The sequence below is a fragment of the Neobacillus sp. GCM10027624 genome, from assembly GCF_042675345.1.
Lineage (GTDB): Bacteria > Bacillota > Bacilli > Bacillales > Cytobacillaceae > Neobacillus > Neobacillus cucumis_D.
In genome coordinates this window covers 30,756-50,497 of sequence record NZ_JBHTHD010000006.1, presented here as the reverse complement: position 1 = coordinate 50,497, position 19,742 = coordinate 30,756, and the positions used below count along the sequence as shown (strand labels likewise).

Genomic DNA, 19,742 nt, shown 5'->3' with positions numbered 1-19,742 from the left:
GACTTTTTAGCTATATCTTTTTCCCGGCACCCAATCTGTCGGGCGGTCAAGCGGGCGAATATCATCAAGTGGAACAAACACTTCCAAATGACGATACAGATTTTCAAATTCTGCCGGAAGCAAACCACCGAATTCCCCGTCTAAATTCAATTGTACCTTTTCATTTGAGTATACCTTAATCCGATTGGCCTGTGTGTAGATGACATTTGAATCATTAACGTGTTCACCACGAATCGCTAAAGTGGCAACCCTGACAAACTCGGCAAGGTTAATTTTTTTCAAAATTAACAATGAAAAAAGGCCGTCATTAATCGATGCGTCAGGCGCAAGCTTCTCAAACCCGCCAATTGAATTAGTCAGACCTACTAGAAATAGCATGGCCTCCCCTTCAAAAAGCTTTCCATCATATTCGATTCTAACCTCAGAGGCCTTGATGGATGGAAGCATCTCCATTCCTTTTAAATAATAAGCCAGTTGACCAAGCATCGTTTTTAACTTGCTTGGCACTTCGTATGTAAGTTCCGTAATTCTCCCGCCACCAGCAATATTAATGAAATACTTATCATTGATACGGCCAATATCTACAGGAATTAAATCCCCTTTTGTAATAATATCGACAGCTGTACTAATATCGCGGGGAATATGCAGGGCGCGGGCAAAATCATTGGTCGTACCAGCAGGAATAATCCCTAATTTCGGCCGAAATTCTTGTTCTGCAAGACCGTTGACTACCTCATGAATCGTTCCGTCACCACCTGCTGCAATAACTACATCATACCGACGCTTCACGGCAATCCGTGCTGCTTCGGTCGCATCCCCTGCACCGGTAGTTGCATGACAAGATGCCTCATAGCCGGCCGTCTCTAATTTTGCAAGGATTTCCGGGAGATTACGTTTTAAAATCTCACGCCCTGATGTAGGATTATAAATTAATCTAGCTCTTTTCATTCTATCATCATCCTATTTTTTGAAATCAACAATTGGCTTTTTTGGATGTCTCGTTGCACCTTCTATATTCTACCAATTAACATCCTGCCTTACAATCCTTATCGATAGCCATAATGACTATTGTATCCTGAAACTTCCGTCTACTATCATAACGTTTTTTTATTTTTTTGCAAAAAAAGCGCTTTTACACTAAAAAAGAGGCGTCATCTATGCCTTTTTCATTCTGATCATCCATCGATTTAATTTACAGGAATATCCTCCCTTGATCTTGCATAGCTATTAGCAACTTGACCACATCCGTTGGTTTCATATTCAGATGATTTCACCACAGAATGCCATCAATAGATTTTAATAAAGATCGAATAATTACTTTGACAAGGGATTGATGAAAATGTTTTGGTTGCTGCTACTTGCTTCCTACTTAATAGGAAGTATTCCGACCGCCTTAATTGTAGGAAAACTAATCTTCGGCGTTGATATTCGTGAGCTTGGAAGCAAAAATCCTGGCGCAACCAATACCTTAAGGGTTTTGGGGAAAAAATCAGCAATTTTCGTGCTTCTGATTGATGCTGGTAAGGGGGCGGCTGCCTCCTATCTGCCGTTGTACTTCCATCTTGACCACGAGCCGCTTTTCTTCGGGTTTGCAGCCGTTTTGGGGCATTGTTACCCGATTTTTGCTGGATTTAGAGGCGGGAAAGCGATTGCTACTACTGCAGGGGCTTTATTGATTGCCAATCTTCCTTTATTTTTCATTACATATCTTAGCTTCTTTTCCGTTATCTATTTAACCAAATACGTATTCTTTGGCTCCATCTCGGTCGGCTTCAGTATGCTTACCTATGCTTTTTTATCTCCAAAGCTGGAGTCTGAACTCATTTTTCTCGTATTCTCGATTTTTTTAATTTACCTTCATCGTTCAAACATCCGTAATTTCATCCTTGGAATTGAGCCAAAGATTAATGATAAAAACATAAAAAGCGACCGAATACCACCAATAAAAAAATGAGAAGTCTCCGGCTGCCTTTTCAGCCGGAGGCTTCTCATTTTATTTTAAAAGAGTTGCTAATATGCTATTGGCAACGGTCTGCCAGATGCCTGAGTCTGTTTGGTATGATTTCGCTAATCGTTTATACAATGCCAGTTGTTTCTCCTGAAAATCAGGAGACTCTTTATCCGGCAATTCTGCACGCCCTTTTTCAACAAGTGTCTGAATTTCTGGTGCTCGTGGTCCCCAAACACCCACTTCGTTTCCATCTTGGTCGATAAAAATAAAAATCGGAATCGCACGGGATGTCCCATTGGTTAAGTATTGATCCATTAACTCAAGATTCTGATCACGGAGAACAAAACGAACCCCCATGCCGGCGGCCTCTGAAATTCTCAGCAAGATTGGATTATTCAACAATGCGTCTCCGCACCAGTCCTCTGTAAGAACAATTGCCCGGAGTCCCTTCGCTTTTAAAGGTTCAAGCTTTGTTTGATCCTCTGCTCTAACACGGTAGCCCTCATAAATTGAAAGCATTTCCTCTTTATTCCGGATCATTGAATTAATGTATTCGTCTGTATTAAGCCCCTTATGAAACCATTCATTTAAGTTCATTCTATCTAATGCCCCTTCCATTTTCTTCTATGATAATTGAATCGAATATTAGGTACAACGCATGTGCTCACGACCACACTTAACATTATTTTACAATTATATATTCCTATTGTAAAAAAATAATTATTAAGGACTAGTCATATTTATACAAAGTTGATAGAATATTTTATATAGGGGAAATATTATTTTAAATTATTTCCAATATAATAAAGGGGGAAAATGTATGTCTCATCAAACTTTACAACTAGTTTCGATCGGGATTTACCTAGCCGGGATGCTTTTAATCGGTTGGTATGCATATCGTAAAACAAGCAACCTCACAGATTACATGCTTGGCGGCCGTTCGTTGGGGCCAGCTGTAACCGCTTTAAGTGCCGGAGCTGCAGATATGAGCGGCTGGTTACTAATGGGTTTGCCTGGCGGTATTTATGTTACTGGTCTTGCAAGCGCATGGATCGCCATCGGGCTGACAATTGGTGCTTACCTGAACTGGAAACTCGTTGCACCACGCCTGCGCTCTTATACACAGGTCGCAAATGATTCTATCACCATTCCAAGCTTCTTAGAAAACCGTTTTAAAGACAACACAAAATTACTCCGGATTGTTTCAGGTATTGTTATTCTTATTTTCTTTACTTTTTATGTATCATCAGGAATGGTTTCCGGTGCAGTCTTTTTCCAAAGCTCCTTTGGGACAAGCTATCATACTGGTCTTTATATCGTGGGCGGCGTTGTTGTTGCCTATACTTTATTCGGCGGCTTCCTTGCCGTAAGTTATACCGACTTTATTCAAGGATTAATGATGCTGCTTGCCTTATTATTTGTTCCGCTTCTTGGGATTTTTAAAACAGGCGGCCCTGCGGAAACATTTGAAGCCATCCGCCATATTGACCCAACATTACTCGATTGGTTCAAAGGTACAACTTTCGTAGGAATCATTTCAGCAATGGCTTGGGGCCTCGGATACTTTGGCCAGCCGCATATTATTGTGCGCTTTATGGCAATTAGTACTGTTAAAGAAACAAAAAGCGCCCGCCGTATTGGGATGAGCTGGATGATTATCACATTAATTGGAACAATCTTTACTGGTTTAATTGGTAAAGCATATTTCTATCATAATGCAGCTCATAAACTTGACAATCCAGAAGCTGTATTCATTCAGTTAAGCCAGATCTTTTTCCATCCATTATTTGCAGGATTTGCATTAGCTGCCATTCTTGCAGCTGTTATGAGTACAATTTCTTCGCAATTAATCGTTACCTCCAGTGCGTTAATTGAAGACTTGTATAAGGTGGTTGTCCGTAAAGGCGCTAAGGATAAGGAACTTGTATTCTTAGGAAGAATGGCTGTGCTGATCGTCGCTGTTGTCGCTTCCGCTCTTGCCTTCAAGCAAAACAGCACAATTTTAAGCCTTGTTGCTTATGCATGGGCAGGATTTGGAGCTTCTTTCGGTCCTATCATTCTTTTAAGCTTATTCTGGAAAAAGATGAACAACTGGGGCGCCCTCTTCGGAATGATCGTTGGTGCCGTTACCGTAATCGTTTGGAAAAATGTTGGCCTAGGGGACACCCTTTATGAAATCGTTCCAGGCTTCGTCTTTAACTTTATCGTTTCTGTTGTTGTTAGCTTAGCTACACATAAGAAAAATGCTGAAATTGAAAAAGAATTTGATGAAAGTGTCCGTTTGTTAAAAACAGGGGCATAATCAAACGTAAAAACGCCCAGCAGGGCGTTTTTATTTTTCCATTTCTTTAACCATTGAATCCAGTTTCAATACTGTTTTCCAATTCCGTATAGTTGCAGGAACTCCCAGCTTCGGAAGCTGGGCTGCCAGCTTTGAATTCCGTATACTTTGACGGAAGAATAGGTATACATCCTGCCCTTCAATATGATATTCATCATTACCCTTATTAAAGTTGTGAAGATAGTTAATCCCCTCGTCAGTAGGCATACCCGCCAAAAAGGCTACATGGACACTTTCGCCTTCTGAAAGATCTTCAAGAGAGTAGGGGCAATTCTTGATAATCCGGTCCAATTCTGAAGCGCACCTCATGACAACTGTAACAGGAAACCCGAACTCCGCTTGGATTCCTTCCTCTATTTTATGAGTCAACAATTTCGCATCCTCTTCCGACTCAAAGAGAACATTTCCACTTTGGATATAGGTTTTTACCTTTTTAAGACCGATGATTTCAAGCATTTTCTTCAAATCTGCCATCTTAATCTTATTATGTCCTCCGACATTAATTCCACGTAATAGAGCAATATAAATCATGAATAAACCTCACTTTATCTAATTAAGCCGCTATTTTAAACTATTCCCCCCACACCTCATACAATGTTTCCCTAAACAGCTGGTTAAGCTGCTCCGTTGGATCTGGAATGTCAATATTTATCCCTTTTACGTATAATTCTAGATGTTCAATTTCTTTATGAAGATATTGATTGATTACATCAATTCTTGGTTCTAATTTAAGCTCCTCTCCAGCGATTTTCCTTTTTAATAACGTACCGATTTCCTTTCGCAAGGAACCTGCTGGCAGGATACTTTCAACTAAGGAGCTAAACTCAATCGGGGGAATCGTATTATATTTTTCAATCCATTTAGCAGCTAAAATCGGCCGGAGAACGTAAAAATATTTTTTAATTTTAACATCCTGACCTTGAAGGTAATCTCGAAAATTACCTTTAGCCATATTCAAATAGTGATACAAACATGATGCAGGAGAAAAAATGTGCTCATCTAAAACTCTCATTTTTTCAATAGTGGAAAATGAGTGGTAATATATGATACTAGAGCGCAGCCATTCCAAAAGCGGCGGATTCGATTTACGAAACAACTTTAATGCCTTTGTTAATTCCCATCCGCTTACATCTAACAATGGATCAATGGGGATAGAGATTGGATCTCTGCTGGGAACTTCAATTACATCTCTCTCATGGTCGATCGATAAATACCAATTTTTCTGATGGATATAAATAAACCTTACATCATAATCACTGTCTTTCGAAGGAAATCCCCATGCCCGGCTTCCCGATTCACATGCATAAAGAACTTTAATATCATAATCTAGTTCCAGAGTTTTCAATACCTCTTGAATATGCTCTCTCAAAGTAAGTCCTCCTTTTCATCAATCTTCGACCTGTTTTCCCTCTCATTCTTTCCAATCAATCGTTTGATTAAAAATCGCATGAACCTCTCTAACTAAAGGTTTCATACCAATAGGTGCTAAAAAATCTGTCAATCCATGAAATAAATCTAGGCATTTCATAAAAGAATGAAGTGAAAACTGTCAAAATATCACCTTTTCTACTCCCTTCGACAATATCTTTTACTTTCTCCTATTAACCAAACGTTTGATTAAATTCTAAATAATCCCTTTCGCTACTGGATTTTTTCCTGGGAAATGATAAAAAGAATGTCGATTATTGCATCGACAATTTTCTATAAAAATAGCTGGCAGTTTGTGTGCTGCCAGCTTAAATGATTATCTTTTTTGTAATTCCTGTTGCAATAATTTATTAACCACCTGTGGATTCGCTTGACCTTTGGTAGCTTTCATTAATTGACCGACAAGGAATCCTACTGCTTTCTGTTTACCATTCTTAAAGTCTTCAACCGACTGTGGATTCGCATCAAGAACTTCGGCAACAACCTTCAGCAATGTTCCTTCATCTGAAATTTGCACAAGCCCTTTTTCCTTGACGATTTGTTCCGCATCGCCGCCATTCTCTATTAACTCCTTGAAAACAGTCTTAGCAATTTTAGAAGAAATGGTGCCATTTTCGATTAATTTAATCATGCTTGCCAATCCTTCTGCAGTTAAGGCTACCTCGTGCAACTCTTTTCCCTCAGCATTCAAATAGCCTGAAACCTCGCCCATAATCCAGTTGGATGCCAGCTTCGCATCAGCACCGGCATTTACGGTAGCTTCAAAGAAATCAGCGGTTTCTTTTATTACCGTAAGAACCTTTGCATCGTAGACAGGTAATCCAAGTTCTTCTACATAACGTTTTTGACGTTGATCCGGAAGCTCAGGGATTTCCGCACGAATGCGTGCTTTCCACTCATCATCAATATAAAGCTCAAGCAAATCTGGTTCAGGGAAGTAACGGTAATCATCCGAACCTTCCTTCACACGCATTAAGAGTGTTGCACCAGAAGCCTCATCAAAGCGGCGTGTTTCTTGGTCAATTTTCCCACCTGCAGAAACAACTTCTCTTTGGCGCTTCTCTTCATATTCAAGACCTTTACGAACAAAGTTAAAAGAGTTTAGGTTTTTCAATTCCGTTTTTGTACCAAATTCCTCTTGTCCAAACGGACGAATCGAAATATTAGCATCACAACGAAGCGAGCCTTCCTCCATCTTACAATCAGAAACACCTGTGTATTGAATGATTGATTTCAATTTTTCAAGATAGGCATAGGCCTCATCAGGCGTACGGATATCCGGCTCAGACACGATTTCAACAAGCGGTGTTCCTTGACGGTTGTAATCACATAATGAGTAGCCTTTTTCATGGTTTAGCTTACCGGCATCCTCTTCAAGATGGATCCTGGTAATTCCAATTTTTTTCGTATACCCGTTTACTTCAATTTCAATCCAGCCATGCTCACCAATCGGCTGGTCAAATTGTGAAATTTGGTATGCCTTTGGATTATCCGGATAAAAGTAGTTTTTTCGGTCAAATTTTGTGTGGGTAGCAACCTCACAGTTCAAGGCCATGGCTGCCTTCATTCCGAATTCCACTGCCTTTTTATTAAGAACTGGAAGAACCCCCGGATAACCAAGGTCAATTACACTTGTATTTGTATTCGGCTCAGCACCAAAATGGTTTGGACTTGCCGAAAAGATTTTTGATTCAGTTTTTAATTCCACATGGACCTCAAGTCCAATTACTGTTTCAAATTCCATTCTCTTCACCCCCTACAGTCCTGGCTTATGTTTATGAAAGTCTGTTGCCTGCTCAAATGCATGTGCTACACGATAAACCGTTGCTTCATCAAAGTGCTTACCAATGATTTGTAAGCCAAGCGGCAGACCACCATCAAAGCCGCACGGTACAGAAATACCAGGTACTCCTGCCAAGTTCACAGGAATTGTTAAAATATCATTTACATACATCGTTAACGGGTCGTCGATTTTTTCTCCAATTTTAAAGGCTGGAGTTGGTGTCGTTGGACCAACAATCACATCATATTTTTCAAAAACATCTTCAAAATCTTTCTTAATCAATGTTCGAGCTTGCTGTGCTTTTTTATAATAAGCATCATAATAACCTGAGCTTAAAGCAAAGGTTCCGAGCATAATCCGGCGTTTTACTTCATCACCAAAGCCTTCTGCTCTAGTCTTTTTATATAGATCGATTAAATTTTCAGCGTCCGGTGTACGGTATCCATAACGAACCCCATCAAAACGAGCCAGGTTGGCTGATGCTTCTGAAGAAGAAAGCAGATAATAGGTTGCAAGCGCATATTTGGAATGCTGCAGGGAAACCTCTTCCCAAACAGCCCCTAATCCTTCAAGAACCTTTAAGGCATCTAAAACAGATTGACGAACCGTTTCATTGACACCTTCACCAAGGTATTCCTTTGGAACAGCGATTCGTAAGCCTTTTATATCACCTGTTAAAGCTTGGGTGAAATTTGGAACATCCACATTTGCAGAAGTAGAGTCCATTGGGTCTAGACCGGAAATCGCCTGCAAAAGGTAGGCATTGTCTTCAACCGTTCTTGTAATCGGACCAATTTGATCAAGTGATGATGCGAAAGCCACTAGCCCGAAGCGTGATACCCGGCCATATGTAGGCTTCAATCCAACAACACCGCAAAAAGATGCTGGTTGACGGATGGAGCCGCCTGTATCAGAACCAAGTGAAAATAAAACTTCCCCAGCAGCAACTGAAGCTGCAGATCCGCCAGAGGAGCCGCCTGGAACAGTATCCAAGTTCCACGGATTGCGCGTCTTTTTGTATGCGGAGTTTTCATTTGAAGACCCCATGGCAAACTCGTCCATGTTTAATTTACCGATTGTCACAGTTTCAGCCTTTTGCAGCTTTTGCACAACGGTTGCATCGTAAATAGGATCAAAGTTTTCGAGAATTTTACTACCACAAGTTGTCCTTAATCCCTTTGTGACAATATTGTCCTTAACACCTATAGGCATTCCAAATAGCAGACCCTCTGCCGAGTCTGCGTTAAGCTTTTCATCTAGCTCTTTCGCTGTTTGACGGGCGCGTTCTTCGTCTAATGTTAAGAAGGCTTGTACCTTTTCCTCTACCGCGTTGATTCGTTTATACGATTCATCAACAAGGTCTGAGACTTTCAGTTCTTTTTTATGTAAAAGCTCATGAAGATCAGAAACTTTATAATCAAATAAACCCACTATTCTTGCACTCCCTACTCTCCCAAAATTGACGGTACTTTAATTTGGCCATCCTTATGCACCGGTGCATTTTTAAGTACCTCTTCACGCGGCAGCCCTTTTTGCGGAATATCTTCCCGCAGTACATTTTTCATATCCAAAACATGATAAGTTGGTTTCACATTTTCGGTGTCCAGTTCATTTAACTGTTCTGCAAAGGTAATAATCGCATCAAGCTGTTTTGTAAACTTTTCTGCTTCTTCTTCCGTGATGGCAAGGCGTGCAAGGTTTGCAACATGCTTTACCTGCTCACTTGAAATTCGTGACATATACTTTGGACCTCCTGCTTATGTTTAACAATGTTATTTTAATATTGATGATACCAAACTTTTCTGCGTTACCGCAATGATTCCTCATCAGTATTGGCAAGAGTTTTTACTTTTAATTTAATATTTTTCGAAAAATAAAATTATTTTGCCTTATTATGGTAATCTTGGGAATAAGGAGATTTTTTTAGGAGTTTTCATTTTGTTCGTGTGGCTGGGTGTCAGAGGTAACCTCAGTTGATTATAAAAAGAATATATTTAGGAACTAACCGAATGGCATAGTTCCCGTTCGTTGAAATTAACACTGGAGCGGGCACTTTTAGGGGCATAGTTCCCGCGGGTCTGGATTAACACGAGGCGGGCACTATCTGAGCTCCTTGGTTCCCGCGATTCCGATATTTTCACCGGCTCGGGCACTATCCAGGCTCCTTGGTTCCCGCACTTCCGATATTTTCACCGGCTCGGGCACTATCTGGGCTCCATTGTTCCCGCGATTCCGATATTTTCAACCGCTCGGGCACTATCTGGGCTCCATTGTTCCCGCGATTCCGATATTTTCAACCGCTCGGGCACTATCTGGGCTCCTTGGTTCCCGCGATTCTGATATTTTCACCGACTCGGGCACTATCTGGGCCCTATTGTTCCCGCACTTCCGATATTTTCTCGGGCTCGGGCACTATCCAGGATCCATGGTTCCCGCGATTCCGATATTTTCTCGGTATCGGGCACTATCTGGGCTCCTTGGTTCCCGCGATTCCGATATTTTCACGAGGCCGGGCACTATCTGGGCTCCATTGTTCCTGCGGCTTTAATATTAACACAAGTCTGGGCACAATCATTGGTCCTCATAACTCCCATTTCTATTCTTCATAAAATTCCATATGCTGTTTCTCCTGCTTATAATAATCCAATCTGTCCTGTAATGTCCCTGTATGAAATTCAAACTTATGACCATCCGGGTCGGTGTAGTAGATAGATTTTTTATCCTTTTCATCCCTTGAACGGCCTGAAAGAATCGTAACCTGCAAATCTTCCAGTTTATTATATGTCTTAATATAATCTTCCTCGTCGATTGAAAAAGCAATATGAGTATAGGACTCGCTTATTTCATTACGAGGGATATTCTCCTCAACATTTAATGCCAGCCACATACCATTTAAATCAAAATAAGCCGAACTTCTCCCTTTCACTAACAGCTTGGCACCAAATACATTTCGGTAAAATTCTATTGATTTCTCCAAATTGGAAACTGAAAAAAGTAAATGATTTAATCCTTTAATCACCATACCGCACCTGCTTAATTAGTTATTGAAACCGGTTCCCATTATTATATCCCCGATGCTCGGCTGAACTTTCAACGGCCCATTTTAGTAGACTTGTTCGTTCGAAGTATTGTTTTCCGTTCACAATAATATAAGGAAGCATTGTGCCATTAAATTCACCAGATTCAGTCAAGCTTTGCCGTTCAGCTGAAATAACCATTTTTAATTCGTCTGTTGTTAATCCTAGTAATTTAGAAGCTTCGTTGATATTCATCATAACGGCTACTTGATCCGCATTCGTTGCCGCTTTTGAAACAGATTGTTCCTGAAAAGGCTTGAAAGTAATAAGTGAACATCCAATGACGATTCCCAAGGACAAAATGATGGAAGCTGCTAAAAAAGATTTATTCATAGTGTCACTTCCTAATCCGACAATTTTTTTGCTTGGTTTGAAGTAAAAAACCATTTAAATAGGCAACAGTGGGGTTTTTAAATAAACGTTTGATTAAAGAGGAAATCCGTCATACCACGTCGGAAAAAGTCTATTCGTTGTTTTAACTACAATCCTTATACTATATTCTCGACAATTCCAATAAATCCCTCTATTTATATACCCCCTCATATTTCCTTACTATTTAAGATTACGTTATAATAGTCAGGTAGAATTAGAAATTGGAGAGGTAAGTGCATGAAACGAAGACGGAAAAAAAAATCCCGTTTGATTACGCTCCTGTTTATGCTTTGTTTTGCCTTTATTCTCATCAGCAAATTGCTTGAAGGCAATCCTCCTGATATTTTCAACAAGTCCTTCGCAAATGTTAAAAAATATGAACCTTTAATTCACAATGAATTGAAACAATACAATATGGAAAAATACACTCCGGTCCTCGTTGCTTTAATGCAGCAGGAAAGCCACGGCAAGGGCGGGGATCCGATGCAGGCCTCTGAATCGGCCGGACTCGCACGAAATACGATTCAAGATCCAAAGGAAAGCATCCGTCTCGGGGTAAAACATTTTCGACGGGCAGTCATTTATGGAAAACAAAGAAAGGTAGATTTTCCAACCATCATCCAAGCATATAACATGGGGACAGGGTATATCGATTATATCGCCGAGCACGGCGGAAGGCATAGTGAGGAATTAGCGAAAAAGTTCTCTTTACAGCAAGTTAAAAGAAATCCAACCATATATAATTGCGGCGGTAACAAGTTTAATTTCCGTTACCCTTATTGTTATGGTGATTATACGTATAGTACGAAGGTAGCCAAAAATATTCAATCATTGGCAGAAAACGTTCCGGCTTCCGACAGCCAAAAATCAGTTAATTTTTAAATTCAGGGAGGCTCAACATGGCGGAACATCGATTTTTTCTAAAAGCAAACTGGCCAGGATTACGCAATGATGTGGGGGAAATTGAGGCAGGGAACTTAAAAACAAAAATCTCAATTCCTTCTGAAATGGATGGACCCGGGGTTGGCACCAATCCTGATGAAATGCTGCTTGGAGCAGCAGCAACCTGTTATATCATCACTCTTGCAGCGATGATGGAGCGGAGCCATTTGGATAAGGTGAGTTTGACCATGGATTCAGAAGCAATTGTCGATGTAACAAACGGGGTTTTTACGTATAAAAAAATCATCCATCGTCCTTATATTTTGCTAAAAGCAGACGCCTCTGAAAAGGAGTATTCCCTTGCACAGAAGCTCGCTAAAAAAGCAGAAACCTCTTGTATGATAAGCCGAGCTATTCAAGGAAATGTTGAGTTGGAATTACATGCTGTGGTAGAAATGGCAACCGGCCAAAAGTAGTTACTACCATCCGACATCTTTTTCATAGAATTGCATGGAAAAATCCTTTAATAAGAACCTGTTTAACCATTTTAATCAAACGTTTGGTTAAACACGGAATTTGTTGAACGTACCCGAGAATTGTTGTAAATAGTAAATAGCGCTTGGTTCCATCCAAGCGCTATTTCCGCTTAAAGAGCTTTGCAAAAAGGCTCTTTTTCTTTTTCGTGTCAAATTGAATCGGTGCTTTTTTAGTAATAAAGATTTCTTCTTTGTCAATCGCATGGTCTAACGCTAAGACAAGCCCAATCTCTGTATCGTGGTCCTTATTGGTCACAATCGTATGCTCCATTTTATATTTGGCCGCCAGTTTTACATACTTCGATAATTGTCCGTAGTTCATCGTTCCGTTCAAAAATAAATGAGCTTTTGGATTCTTCTTTATTTCCTGTTCCACTTGAGGATAGATCTTAGCTTCGCCAACCTGACCTTTCTTAAGAGCAATGATAATCCGCTCACGTAATGTCCCTAAAAATTTCCGCCTTTCCTCCGGCTTAGTTTCTAGGGGGCCGTAGATTCCCTGCTGCAACACCTCATCAACAGATGGCTTTCTCAAAAAAATCAACTCCATTATAAATGGCTACTTATTTTTATGATAGGACGAGGAAAAAGGTTCCCTACTAAACATTCATCCACTAGTCCCTTATATCAGTTGATTCTAGGTTTACTTTCCAGTTTTTGCACTTTATTATCCAGTTCTGCTCATTTACTTTCCACTTTGACCAAAATACCTTCCACTCCTCATTTAATCCACCCGAAATCCATCTTACCTTGTCATTTTAGTACCTATCCCAAAAGAAAATTACCATTTTAAGTAAAAAAATGCAATGTCATGGGGCTCCATCTGATTCCAATTTTGCTTTACTTTCCAGTTTTCACACTTTATCTTCCACTTTTGCTTATTTACTTTCCAATTTAACCAAAATACATTCCACTACCAAATAATCATGATAATAATTCTAGTAGAGATAAAAAAATCCCTCCCCCCACACACGGGGAGAAGGATCCACTCTTTATTTTTTCGAAGAACTAAATTGCTCTTCTTCAGTTGATCCTTTTAACGCTGTGGTTGAAGAGGTACCGCCTGTGATGACCATGGATACTTGGTCAAAGTAACCAGTACCAACCTCGCGTTGGTGGCGGGTAGCCGTGTAGCCGTATTGCTCACTGACAAATTCAGCCTGCTGCAATTCGGAGTAAGCTGCCATACCACGATCTTTGTAGCCGCGGGCAAGCTCGAACATGCTGTGGTTCAAGGCATGGAACCCTGCAAGCGTAACGAATTGGAACTTATAGCCCATTTTTCCGAGCTCTTGTTGGAATTTCGCAATTGTTTCTGGATCAAGTTTCTTTTTCCAGTTGAAAGAAGGTGAACAGTTATAGGCTAATAGTTTGCCAGGGAACTGTTCATGAATCGCTTCCGCAAACTTTCTTGCTTCCTCTACATTTGGTTCAGAAGTTTCACACCAAATTAGGTCAGCATATGGTGCATAGGCTAAACCGCGGGCAATCGCTTGATCAATTCCGGCTTTTGTCCGGAAAAACCCTTCAGGAGTCCGTTCTCCGGTAATGAATGCCGCATCGTTCATATCGATATCACTGGTAATCAAATCGGCAGCATTTGCATCTGTACGGGCAACAAGCACAGTTGGAACACCCATTACATCAGCAGCCAAACGAGCTGCAATCAGGTTACGAACGGCAGTTTGAGTCGGCAGCAATACTTTTCCGCCCAAGTGGCCGCATTTTTTCTCAGAAGAAAGCTGGTCTTCAAAGTGTACGCCGGCTGCGCCTGCTTCAATCATGCCTTTCATCAATTCAAAGCAGTTCAGTTGCCCGCCAAAGCCCGCTTCCGCATCGGCTACAATTGGGGCAAACCAATCGATAGAGTTGTCACCTTCAGAATGGGTAATTTGATCAGCACGTTGAAGCGCTTGGTTAATTCGCTTTACCACGCTAGGTACACTGTTTGCAGGATACAAGCTTTGGTCAGGGTACATATGTCCGGAAAGGTTGGCATCAGCTGCTACCTGCCAGCCGCTTAAGTAGATCGCTTTCAGTCCGGCTTTTACCTGTTGAACCGCTTGATTTCCTGTCAGCGCACCAAGGGCATTGATGTACTCTTCTTCATTTAATAGTTTCCAAAGCTTTTCTGAGCCTTTTTTTGCCAATGTATGTTCAATATCGATCGAACCTCGAAGCCTAATTACGTCTTCTCCCGTATACGGTCTTGTAATTCCTTTCCAACGGCTATCCATTTCCCAGCTTTCTTGTAACCTTGCAGCTCTTTCATTTGTCATGTTAAATTCCTCCCTATTAATTTATTAAACTATTTTTTATCAAACTTTCTATAAAAGCTCGTAACCCGGTAAGGTTAGAAACTCAGCAAACTCATCATTTTGTATCATTTGGTCAAATAGTTCTGAGGCTTCAGCAAACCGCCCATTCTTATAAGCTTCAGCGCCTATTTCCTGTTTGATTTTCTCTAGTTCCTCCACCTTAAAGGCTTGATACAGTTGTGTTGTTACCTTTCGGCCGTCCGTTAACACACCTTTTGGATGGCGGATCCACTGCCAAAGCTGTGCTCTTGAAATTTCAGCTGTTGCCGCATCTTCCATAAGGTTGTGAATTGGCACTGCACCTTTTCCATCTAACCAAGAAGCAACATATTGAATTCCAACATTAATGTTGACGCGAACCCCTTCTTCGGTAATCGTTCCATTCGGCACCTCAAGTAAATCTTGAGCCGTAACCGTGATGTGCTGCTGTTTTTGTGTATTAATTTGGTTAGAATCAGGCATTTCGCGGTTAAACACTTCTAATGCAACTGGGACAAGTCCAGGGTGGGCAACCCATGTCCCATCATGACCATCGCGAGCTTCCCGTTCCTTATCAGCACGAACCTTTGCAAAGGCTTCTTCATTCGCCTGCGGGTTATTGCGAATTGGAATTTGTGCAGCCATCCCCCCCATTGCCGGAGCCTTGCGTCGATGACAGGTTTGGATGGTCAATAAAGAGTACGATCTCATAAATGGAACCGTCATAGTAACTTGCGAGCGCTCCGGGAGAATTACATCCTTCTGGTTTCGCAGCTTTTTCAAGTAACTGAAGATATAATCCCATCTGCCACAGTTTAAACCAGCAGAGTGTTCCTTTAATTCATATAAAATTTCGTTCATTTCAAATGCTGCCAAGATGGTTTCGATTAATACAGTTGCTTTAATCGTTCCTTGCGGGACACCAAGTTTATCTTGTGCGAAGACGAAGACATCATTCCAAAGGCGAGCTTCTAAATGACTTTCAAGCTTTGGAAGGTAAAAATATGGACCTGTCCCTATTGCTAGCAAATTATTTACGTTATGGAAAAAGTACAATCCGAAATCGAAAAGGCTTCCTGAAATCGGCTTTCCGTCTAGTAATACATTTTTTTCTTCTAAATGTAATCCGCGTGGTCGAACGAGCAGTACTGCTGTTTTTTCATTTAGTGTATATTTTTTACCATTTGGATTTTCAAAAGAAATCGTCCGATTTACTGCATCTCTCAAGTTGATTTGTCCTTCGACGATGTTCTTCCATGTCGGTGAAGTGGCGTCTTCAAAATCAGCCATAAAGATTTTTGCATCAGAATTTAGAGCATTAATGACCATTTTCCGGTCAGTCGGACCGGTAATTTCAACCCGGCGATCCTGAAGATCCTGTGGCAGGGGTGCAATTGTCCAATCTCCATTACGAATATGTTTCGTTTCAGGAAGGAAATCCGGAAGCTTTCCGTTGTCAATTTCCTTCTGTCGTTTTTTTCTGTACTGTAACAGTTCAACTCTTCTATCCCCAAACTTTCGCTCTAGTTCTTCAATAAAATTTAAAGCATCGAATGTCAAAACCTCATCATATTGTGGGTTTATGGCGCCCACCACTTCAATACCCGTCGTTTGCGTCGACATGAACTTAATCACCTCTTTGTTATAATACAGTAGCTATCCTCGTTTTGTATTATATAACACTGAAATTAAAAAGGGAACTACTTTTCAGAAAATTTTTTAAAAATAGTCAAAATAATCCTAAAGTAGTATTTTTTTATCAACAGAAATAATAAAAAGGCCGCTAGGGCAATCCCAACGGACTAAAAGCTTTACATAATCCGTTCATATTTCTCTTTCGCTAATATATACAGCGCACTTCCCCACCCCAATGGTGTGTTGGAATTATAGTCCGAAGATTTGGCAAAATAAAGTTCCGGAAGACTGCCATCGCTAAGCATGACTTTTTCTGTCTGCTGAATATAAGCATTAGCCTTTTCCAAATTTCCTAATTCCAAATAACATAGAGCAAGCCACGGAAGTCCGAAAGTCCATTCCGCTTCCGAACCAAAATAAAAAGATAACTCATGATGCCGTCCTTCATGCTCCAAAAGTGAATAATAGGAGTCACCCTGATAGCGAATAACCCCCCGGTCCCTTAGTAGATTTGTTTCAACCTGCTCAAGGATCAGTTTTGCTTCTTCTCCAGCCACAACACCGTAAGGATAGATTAAGCTCATCTGCGCTAAATCGCAGGGACGGTCGATACTCTCACGCGGAAATAAGGCAGATAATGTCCGTTTCCCTCTTTCCATCCATTCTCCCGGAACAAAGACCAAATCTTGGACAGCCTTAAGTCCAGCCACACAGGCACCAACAGAACTTGTATGTACCTCGCGCCATTCTTCCCACATCCCATTATCCGCATCCTCCCAATAATGAACGCAGCCTAAATACCCGACAAGCTTTTGAACAATTTCATGATCTTTTCCATCTCGGATAATTTGCTTCCCTCGTTTCTGCCCCATTCCGATTCCCCAAAGGATCGCCCCAATCGCATCATGCTGAGCATGTCCCCATGGTGTATCGATTTCTCTTACATCATGGGCTGAATAGCGGGAATGTATGTATTCCCATTGCTCGATTGGCCTTTGCAGGTTATGGATATCCAGTTTCCATTCATATTCTCGGAATAAATCTAAAATCCGATGATAGGTCATTTCATAAATGCCATTTTCCTTTTCCAAATACGGTAAGGACATATAAAAAGAATCCCTCAGCCAAACATAGTGATAATCATTCGAGGAAGATGCGAGATATAACCCATGCGGCAATCGTAACTGATCCAATATTTGATAGCTATTGCTTACTTTTTCGTTCATCTTTCAACCTCACCTTTTTTCTTTTACCCTCCTTTTTGTCCAAATTTTTAAGTCTTTATACGAAAAAAGCAGGCACCTGTAACGGTACCCGCTTAAACCATCTCATTATATAATTTTTGAAAATCCTCTTCCCGGGTGTTGCTTTTTAAAAATTCCTGGCTGACAATCGCCGTTAATAGCTTTCTTTTTACAGAAGGGTCTTTCACTTCTTCCAAAATCCGCTGCCGTACCGTAAAAAGAAACTCAAGATAGCCCTCATAGGATTCATCAAACTGCTCTTCAAGCCCCAAACGAATTCGACTTGCCAAAGTCGGACTTGCCCCGCCCGTCGAAACCGCAATATTTAAACGACCGCGGCGAACCATTGCCGGAACATGGAAATCTGAGCTATCAGGGTCATCTGCGATGGTAATAAGTTGATGGGGACCTGCAGCAGCTTTTACCATCTGATTGATTTCCATATCATTCGTCGTGGCGAACACTAAAGAGGTTTCGGCTAGGTCCTCTGCTGAAAATACCCGGCAATGCCATGAAACCTTACCTTCAGCAACCAGTCTTTGTATTTCTTTGGTTGCTTCCGGGCTAATCACAGAAATCTCCGCGCCAGTATTAAGCAGACCAATTATCTTGCGCTCTGCAACCTTTCCACCGCCAACAATCACTGCCTTTTTTCCTTCCAAATTCATCATAATTGGATAACTTACCTTCATGTTCTCGCCTCGTTATGCCCGCTTATAAATGAGCAGAAACATTTATTATTGTAACTCTACACCATTTTGCTCCGCTAAATACTCGATCAAAGCGGCTTTTGTTGCCTTTGCCGGCATATTGGGATTCATCACCCCAGCTCCTCTAGCAGCAGCAATCGTTTGTTTTCCCATACAAACCACCTGTGAATTTCTTACATACTCGTCTGCAGCAATGCCGCATTCCCTTAATGCCTCAAGAACGGGCTCCACGGATGCACTGCATGGAAAAATGATCGTATCGACCTGTGCCTCCCCGAACATTCGCTTAAAAATCGGTATGAATTGTCGATCAATTTCTTTTATACTCGTCACGAGTACATCAAATACTCCATAATTCTCTGTATTTTTCAAAACACTGTTGTCACTGACAATGAGCAAACTCCCTGAACCATGCATTTCTTCCGCCAACGTAGCGGTAAATCCCCGGTCATTTAAGGCTTTTATCGTCTTAAATGAAGGACCGTAAAAATTAGCCCTGATATTTCGAATATCGATTTGATTGTCAATTAACGCTTCGAAAAATTCAGCAACACTTTCGGGCTGGGCAAACAGTATCTTTTCATAGGCTGTCACTTTTTCTAAGTCAATATGAACCGATGTCTTTTTCCATTTTGGAAATTCTATTACATCTGCTCCATAATCCATTAATTCCTTTGCCAATTCGCTCAGACCATTGCTTGTCCGGGCTAATAAAATTTGCCGGCCATACAACGGCTTTTTTTCAAACCAGTTGATTTTCTCCCGAAGTGAAATTACATCTCCCACTAGGATTATGGAAGGATTTTTAAACTTGGCAGCTGATGCCTTCTCTGAGATATCTGCTAATGTCCCCTGCAATGTCTTCTGGCGGCCAAACGTGCCCCATTGTATCAATATCGCGGGAGTCGAAGAAGATTTGCCGTGTTCGATAAGGTTTTCACAAATGAGTGGTAAATTTCCAACGCCCATATAAAAAGCAATCGTATCCACTCCGCGCGCAAGGCTTTCCCAATCAAGCAACGGCTCTCCATCTTTAGACTTTGCATGAGCGGTTACGATCGCGAACGATTCTCCATATTCCCGGTGCGTAACTGGAATTCCTGCATAAAGGGGGGCCGCAATTCCCGATGTGATTCCTGGAACGATTTCAAAAGGTATCTGAAACTGAGCTAGGGATGCAGCCTCTTCCCCAACGCGGCCAAATACACCCGGGTCTCCACCTTTTAAACGAACAACCTTCTTGCCTTCTAATGCTTTAGCGACTAAAAGTTCATTAATGCTCTCTTGCCGTAAAATATGACGGTCGGGTAATTTTCCGCAATATATAAACTCACACTCTGAGGGTGCATATTCTAGCAACTTTGGATTGGCTAGCCGGTCATAAAGTAAAACTTCAGCCTGCATAATGGCCTCCAAGCCTTTTACCGTAATTAACCCGATATCCCCTGGGCCAGCACCAACTAAAAAAACTTTGCCTGTTCTCATC

19 protein-coding genes are annotated in these 19,742 nt (G+C 41.1%); 4 read left to right on the top strand and 15 right to left on the bottom strand.

What is annotated here, in order from left to right:
* Nucleotides 1-6 precede the first annotated feature (6 nt).
* Nucleotides 7-948 (bottom strand): diacylglycerol kinase family lipid kinase, encoded by a 942-nt coding sequence (locus ACFQZ9_RS10780; protein ID WP_498943768.1) that lies wholly within the window; start codon nt 946-948, stop codon nt 7-9.
* A gap of 391 nt (nt 949-1,339) precedes the next feature.
* On the opposite strand from ACFQZ9_RS10780, the gene plsY reads away from it, so the two are divergent.
* A complete protein-coding gene (gene plsY / locus ACFQZ9_RS10775; RefSeq protein ID WP_498943767.1) occupies nt 1,340-1,954 on the top strand; it encodes a glycerol-3-phosphate acyltransferase in 615 nt (204 codons plus the stop codon).
* A gap of 39 nt (nt 1,955-1,993) precedes the next feature.
* Here the strand turns inward: plsY and ACFQZ9_RS10770 are convergent, their stop codons facing one another.
* Nucleotides 1,994-2,548, bottom strand: coding sequence for a thioredoxin family protein (locus ACFQZ9_RS10770; protein WP_198312974.1), 555 nt, complete (start codon nt 2,546-2,548; stop codon nt 1,994-1,996).
* A gap of 223 nt (nt 2,549-2,771) precedes the next feature.
* On the opposite strand from ACFQZ9_RS10770, the gene putP reads away from it, so the two are divergent.
* Entirely contained in the window at nt 2,772-4,253 is a 1,482-nt protein-coding gene (putP, locus tag ACFQZ9_RS10765) for an SLC5/6 family protein (protein WP_498943766.1), read from the top strand.
* Between the two features lie 30 nt (nt 4,254-4,283).
* On the opposite strand, the gene ACFQZ9_RS10760 is transcribed toward putP, so the two are convergent.
* The 7 genes from ACFQZ9_RS10760 to ACFQZ9_RS10730 form a co-directional block, all read right to left on the bottom strand.
* Nucleotides 4,284-4,823: a DUF1697 domain-containing protein gene (locus ACFQZ9_RS10760; RefSeq protein ID WP_498943765.1), complete on the bottom strand. Its 540-nt coding sequence runs from the start codon at nt 4,821-4,823 to the stop codon at nt 4,284-4,286.
* 40 nt (nt 4,824-4,863) lie between these two features.
* Entirely contained in the window at nt 4,864-5,661 is a 798-nt protein-coding gene (locus ACFQZ9_RS10755; RefSeq protein WP_498943764.1) for a nucleotidyltransferase domain-containing protein, read from the bottom strand.
* Nucleotides 5,662-6,036: 375 nt separating this feature from the next.
* Entirely contained in the window at nt 6,037-7,464 is a 1,428-nt protein-coding gene (gatB, locus tag ACFQZ9_RS10750) for an Asp-tRNA(Asn)/Glu-tRNA(Gln) amidotransferase subunit GatB (RefSeq protein ID WP_198312970.1), read from the bottom strand.
* A gap of 12 nt (nt 7,465-7,476) precedes the next feature.
* Nucleotides 7,477-8,934, bottom strand: coding sequence for an Asp-tRNA(Asn)/Glu-tRNA(Gln) amidotransferase subunit GatA (gene gatA / locus ACFQZ9_RS10745; RefSeq protein WP_498943763.1), 1,458 nt, complete (start codon nt 8,932-8,934; stop codon nt 7,477-7,479).
* 14 nt (nt 8,935-8,948) lie between these two features.
* Nucleotides 8,949-9,242 carry an Asp-tRNA(Asn)/Glu-tRNA(Gln) amidotransferase subunit GatC gene (gatC, locus tag ACFQZ9_RS10740; protein ID WP_198312968.1) on the bottom strand — a complete coding sequence of 98 codons (294 nt, stop codon included), beginning with the start codon at nt 9,240-9,242 and terminating at the stop codon, nt 8,949-8,951.
* Nucleotides 9,243-10,099: 857 nt separating this feature from the next.
* Nucleotides 10,100-10,522 carry a FosM family fosfomycin resistance protein gene (fosM, locus tag ACFQZ9_RS10735; protein WP_498943762.1) on the bottom strand — a complete coding sequence of 141 codons (423 nt, stop codon included), beginning with the start codon at nt 10,520-10,522 and terminating at the stop codon, nt 10,100-10,102.
* A gap of 22 nt (nt 10,523-10,544) precedes the next feature.
* Complete coding sequence (locus tag ACFQZ9_RS10730; protein ID WP_498943761.1) at nt 10,545-10,913, bottom strand: hypothetical protein; 369 nt, start codon at nt 10,911-10,913, stop codon at nt 10,545-10,547.
* Nucleotides 10,914-11,189: 276 nt separating this feature from the next.
* On the opposite strand from ACFQZ9_RS10730, the gene ACFQZ9_RS10725 reads away from it, so the two are divergent.
* Together ACFQZ9_RS10725 and ACFQZ9_RS10720 are read left to right on the top strand one after the other, a co-directional pair.
* Nucleotides 11,190-11,834 (top strand): lysozyme family protein, encoded by a 645-nt coding sequence (locus ACFQZ9_RS10725; protein ID WP_198312965.1) that lies wholly within the window; start codon nt 11,190-11,192, stop codon nt 11,832-11,834.
* A 17-nt stretch (nt 11,835-11,851) separates the two neighbouring features.
* Entirely contained in the window at nt 11,852-12,310 is a 459-nt protein-coding gene (locus ACFQZ9_RS10720) for an OsmC family protein (RefSeq protein ID WP_498943760.1), read from the top strand.
* 160 nt (nt 12,311-12,470) lie between these two features.
* On the opposite strand, the gene ACFQZ9_RS10715 is transcribed toward ACFQZ9_RS10720, so the two are convergent.
* From ACFQZ9_RS10715 to cobA, 6 genes are all read right to left on the bottom strand, one after another.
* Nucleotides 12,471-12,905, bottom strand: coding sequence for a YueI family protein (locus ACFQZ9_RS10715; RefSeq protein ID WP_232490222.1), 435 nt, complete (start codon nt 12,903-12,905; stop codon nt 12,471-12,473).
* 457 nt (nt 12,906-13,362) lie between these two features.
* Nucleotides 13,363-14,649, bottom strand: a complete 1,287-nt coding sequence (gene aceA, locus ACFQZ9_RS10710; protein ID WP_498943759.1) for an isocitrate lyase — start codon at nt 14,647-14,649, stop codon at nt 13,363-13,365.
* 48 nt (nt 14,650-14,697) lie between these two features.
* Entirely contained in the window at nt 14,698-16,290 is a 1,593-nt protein-coding gene (aceB, locus tag ACFQZ9_RS10705; RefSeq protein WP_498943758.1) for a malate synthase, read from the bottom strand.
* Nucleotides 16,291-16,478: 188 nt separating this feature from the next.
* Nucleotides 16,479-17,528 (bottom strand): glycoside hydrolase family 15 protein, encoded by a 1,050-nt coding sequence (locus ACFQZ9_RS10700; RefSeq protein ID WP_498943757.1) that lies wholly within the window; start codon nt 17,526-17,528, stop codon nt 16,479-16,481.
* Between the two features lie 92 nt (nt 17,529-17,620).
* Nucleotides 17,621-18,238: an NAD(P)-binding protein gene (locus ACFQZ9_RS10695; RefSeq protein WP_498943756.1), complete on the bottom strand. Its 618-nt coding sequence runs from the start codon at nt 18,236-18,238 to the stop codon at nt 17,621-17,623.
* A gap of 45 nt (nt 18,239-18,283) precedes the next feature.
* Complete coding sequence (gene cobA / locus ACFQZ9_RS10690) at nt 18,284-19,741, bottom strand: uroporphyrinogen-III C-methyltransferase (RefSeq protein ID WP_498943755.1); 1,458 nt, start codon at nt 19,739-19,741, stop codon at nt 18,284-18,286.
* Nucleotide 19,742 lies beyond the last annotated feature (1 nt).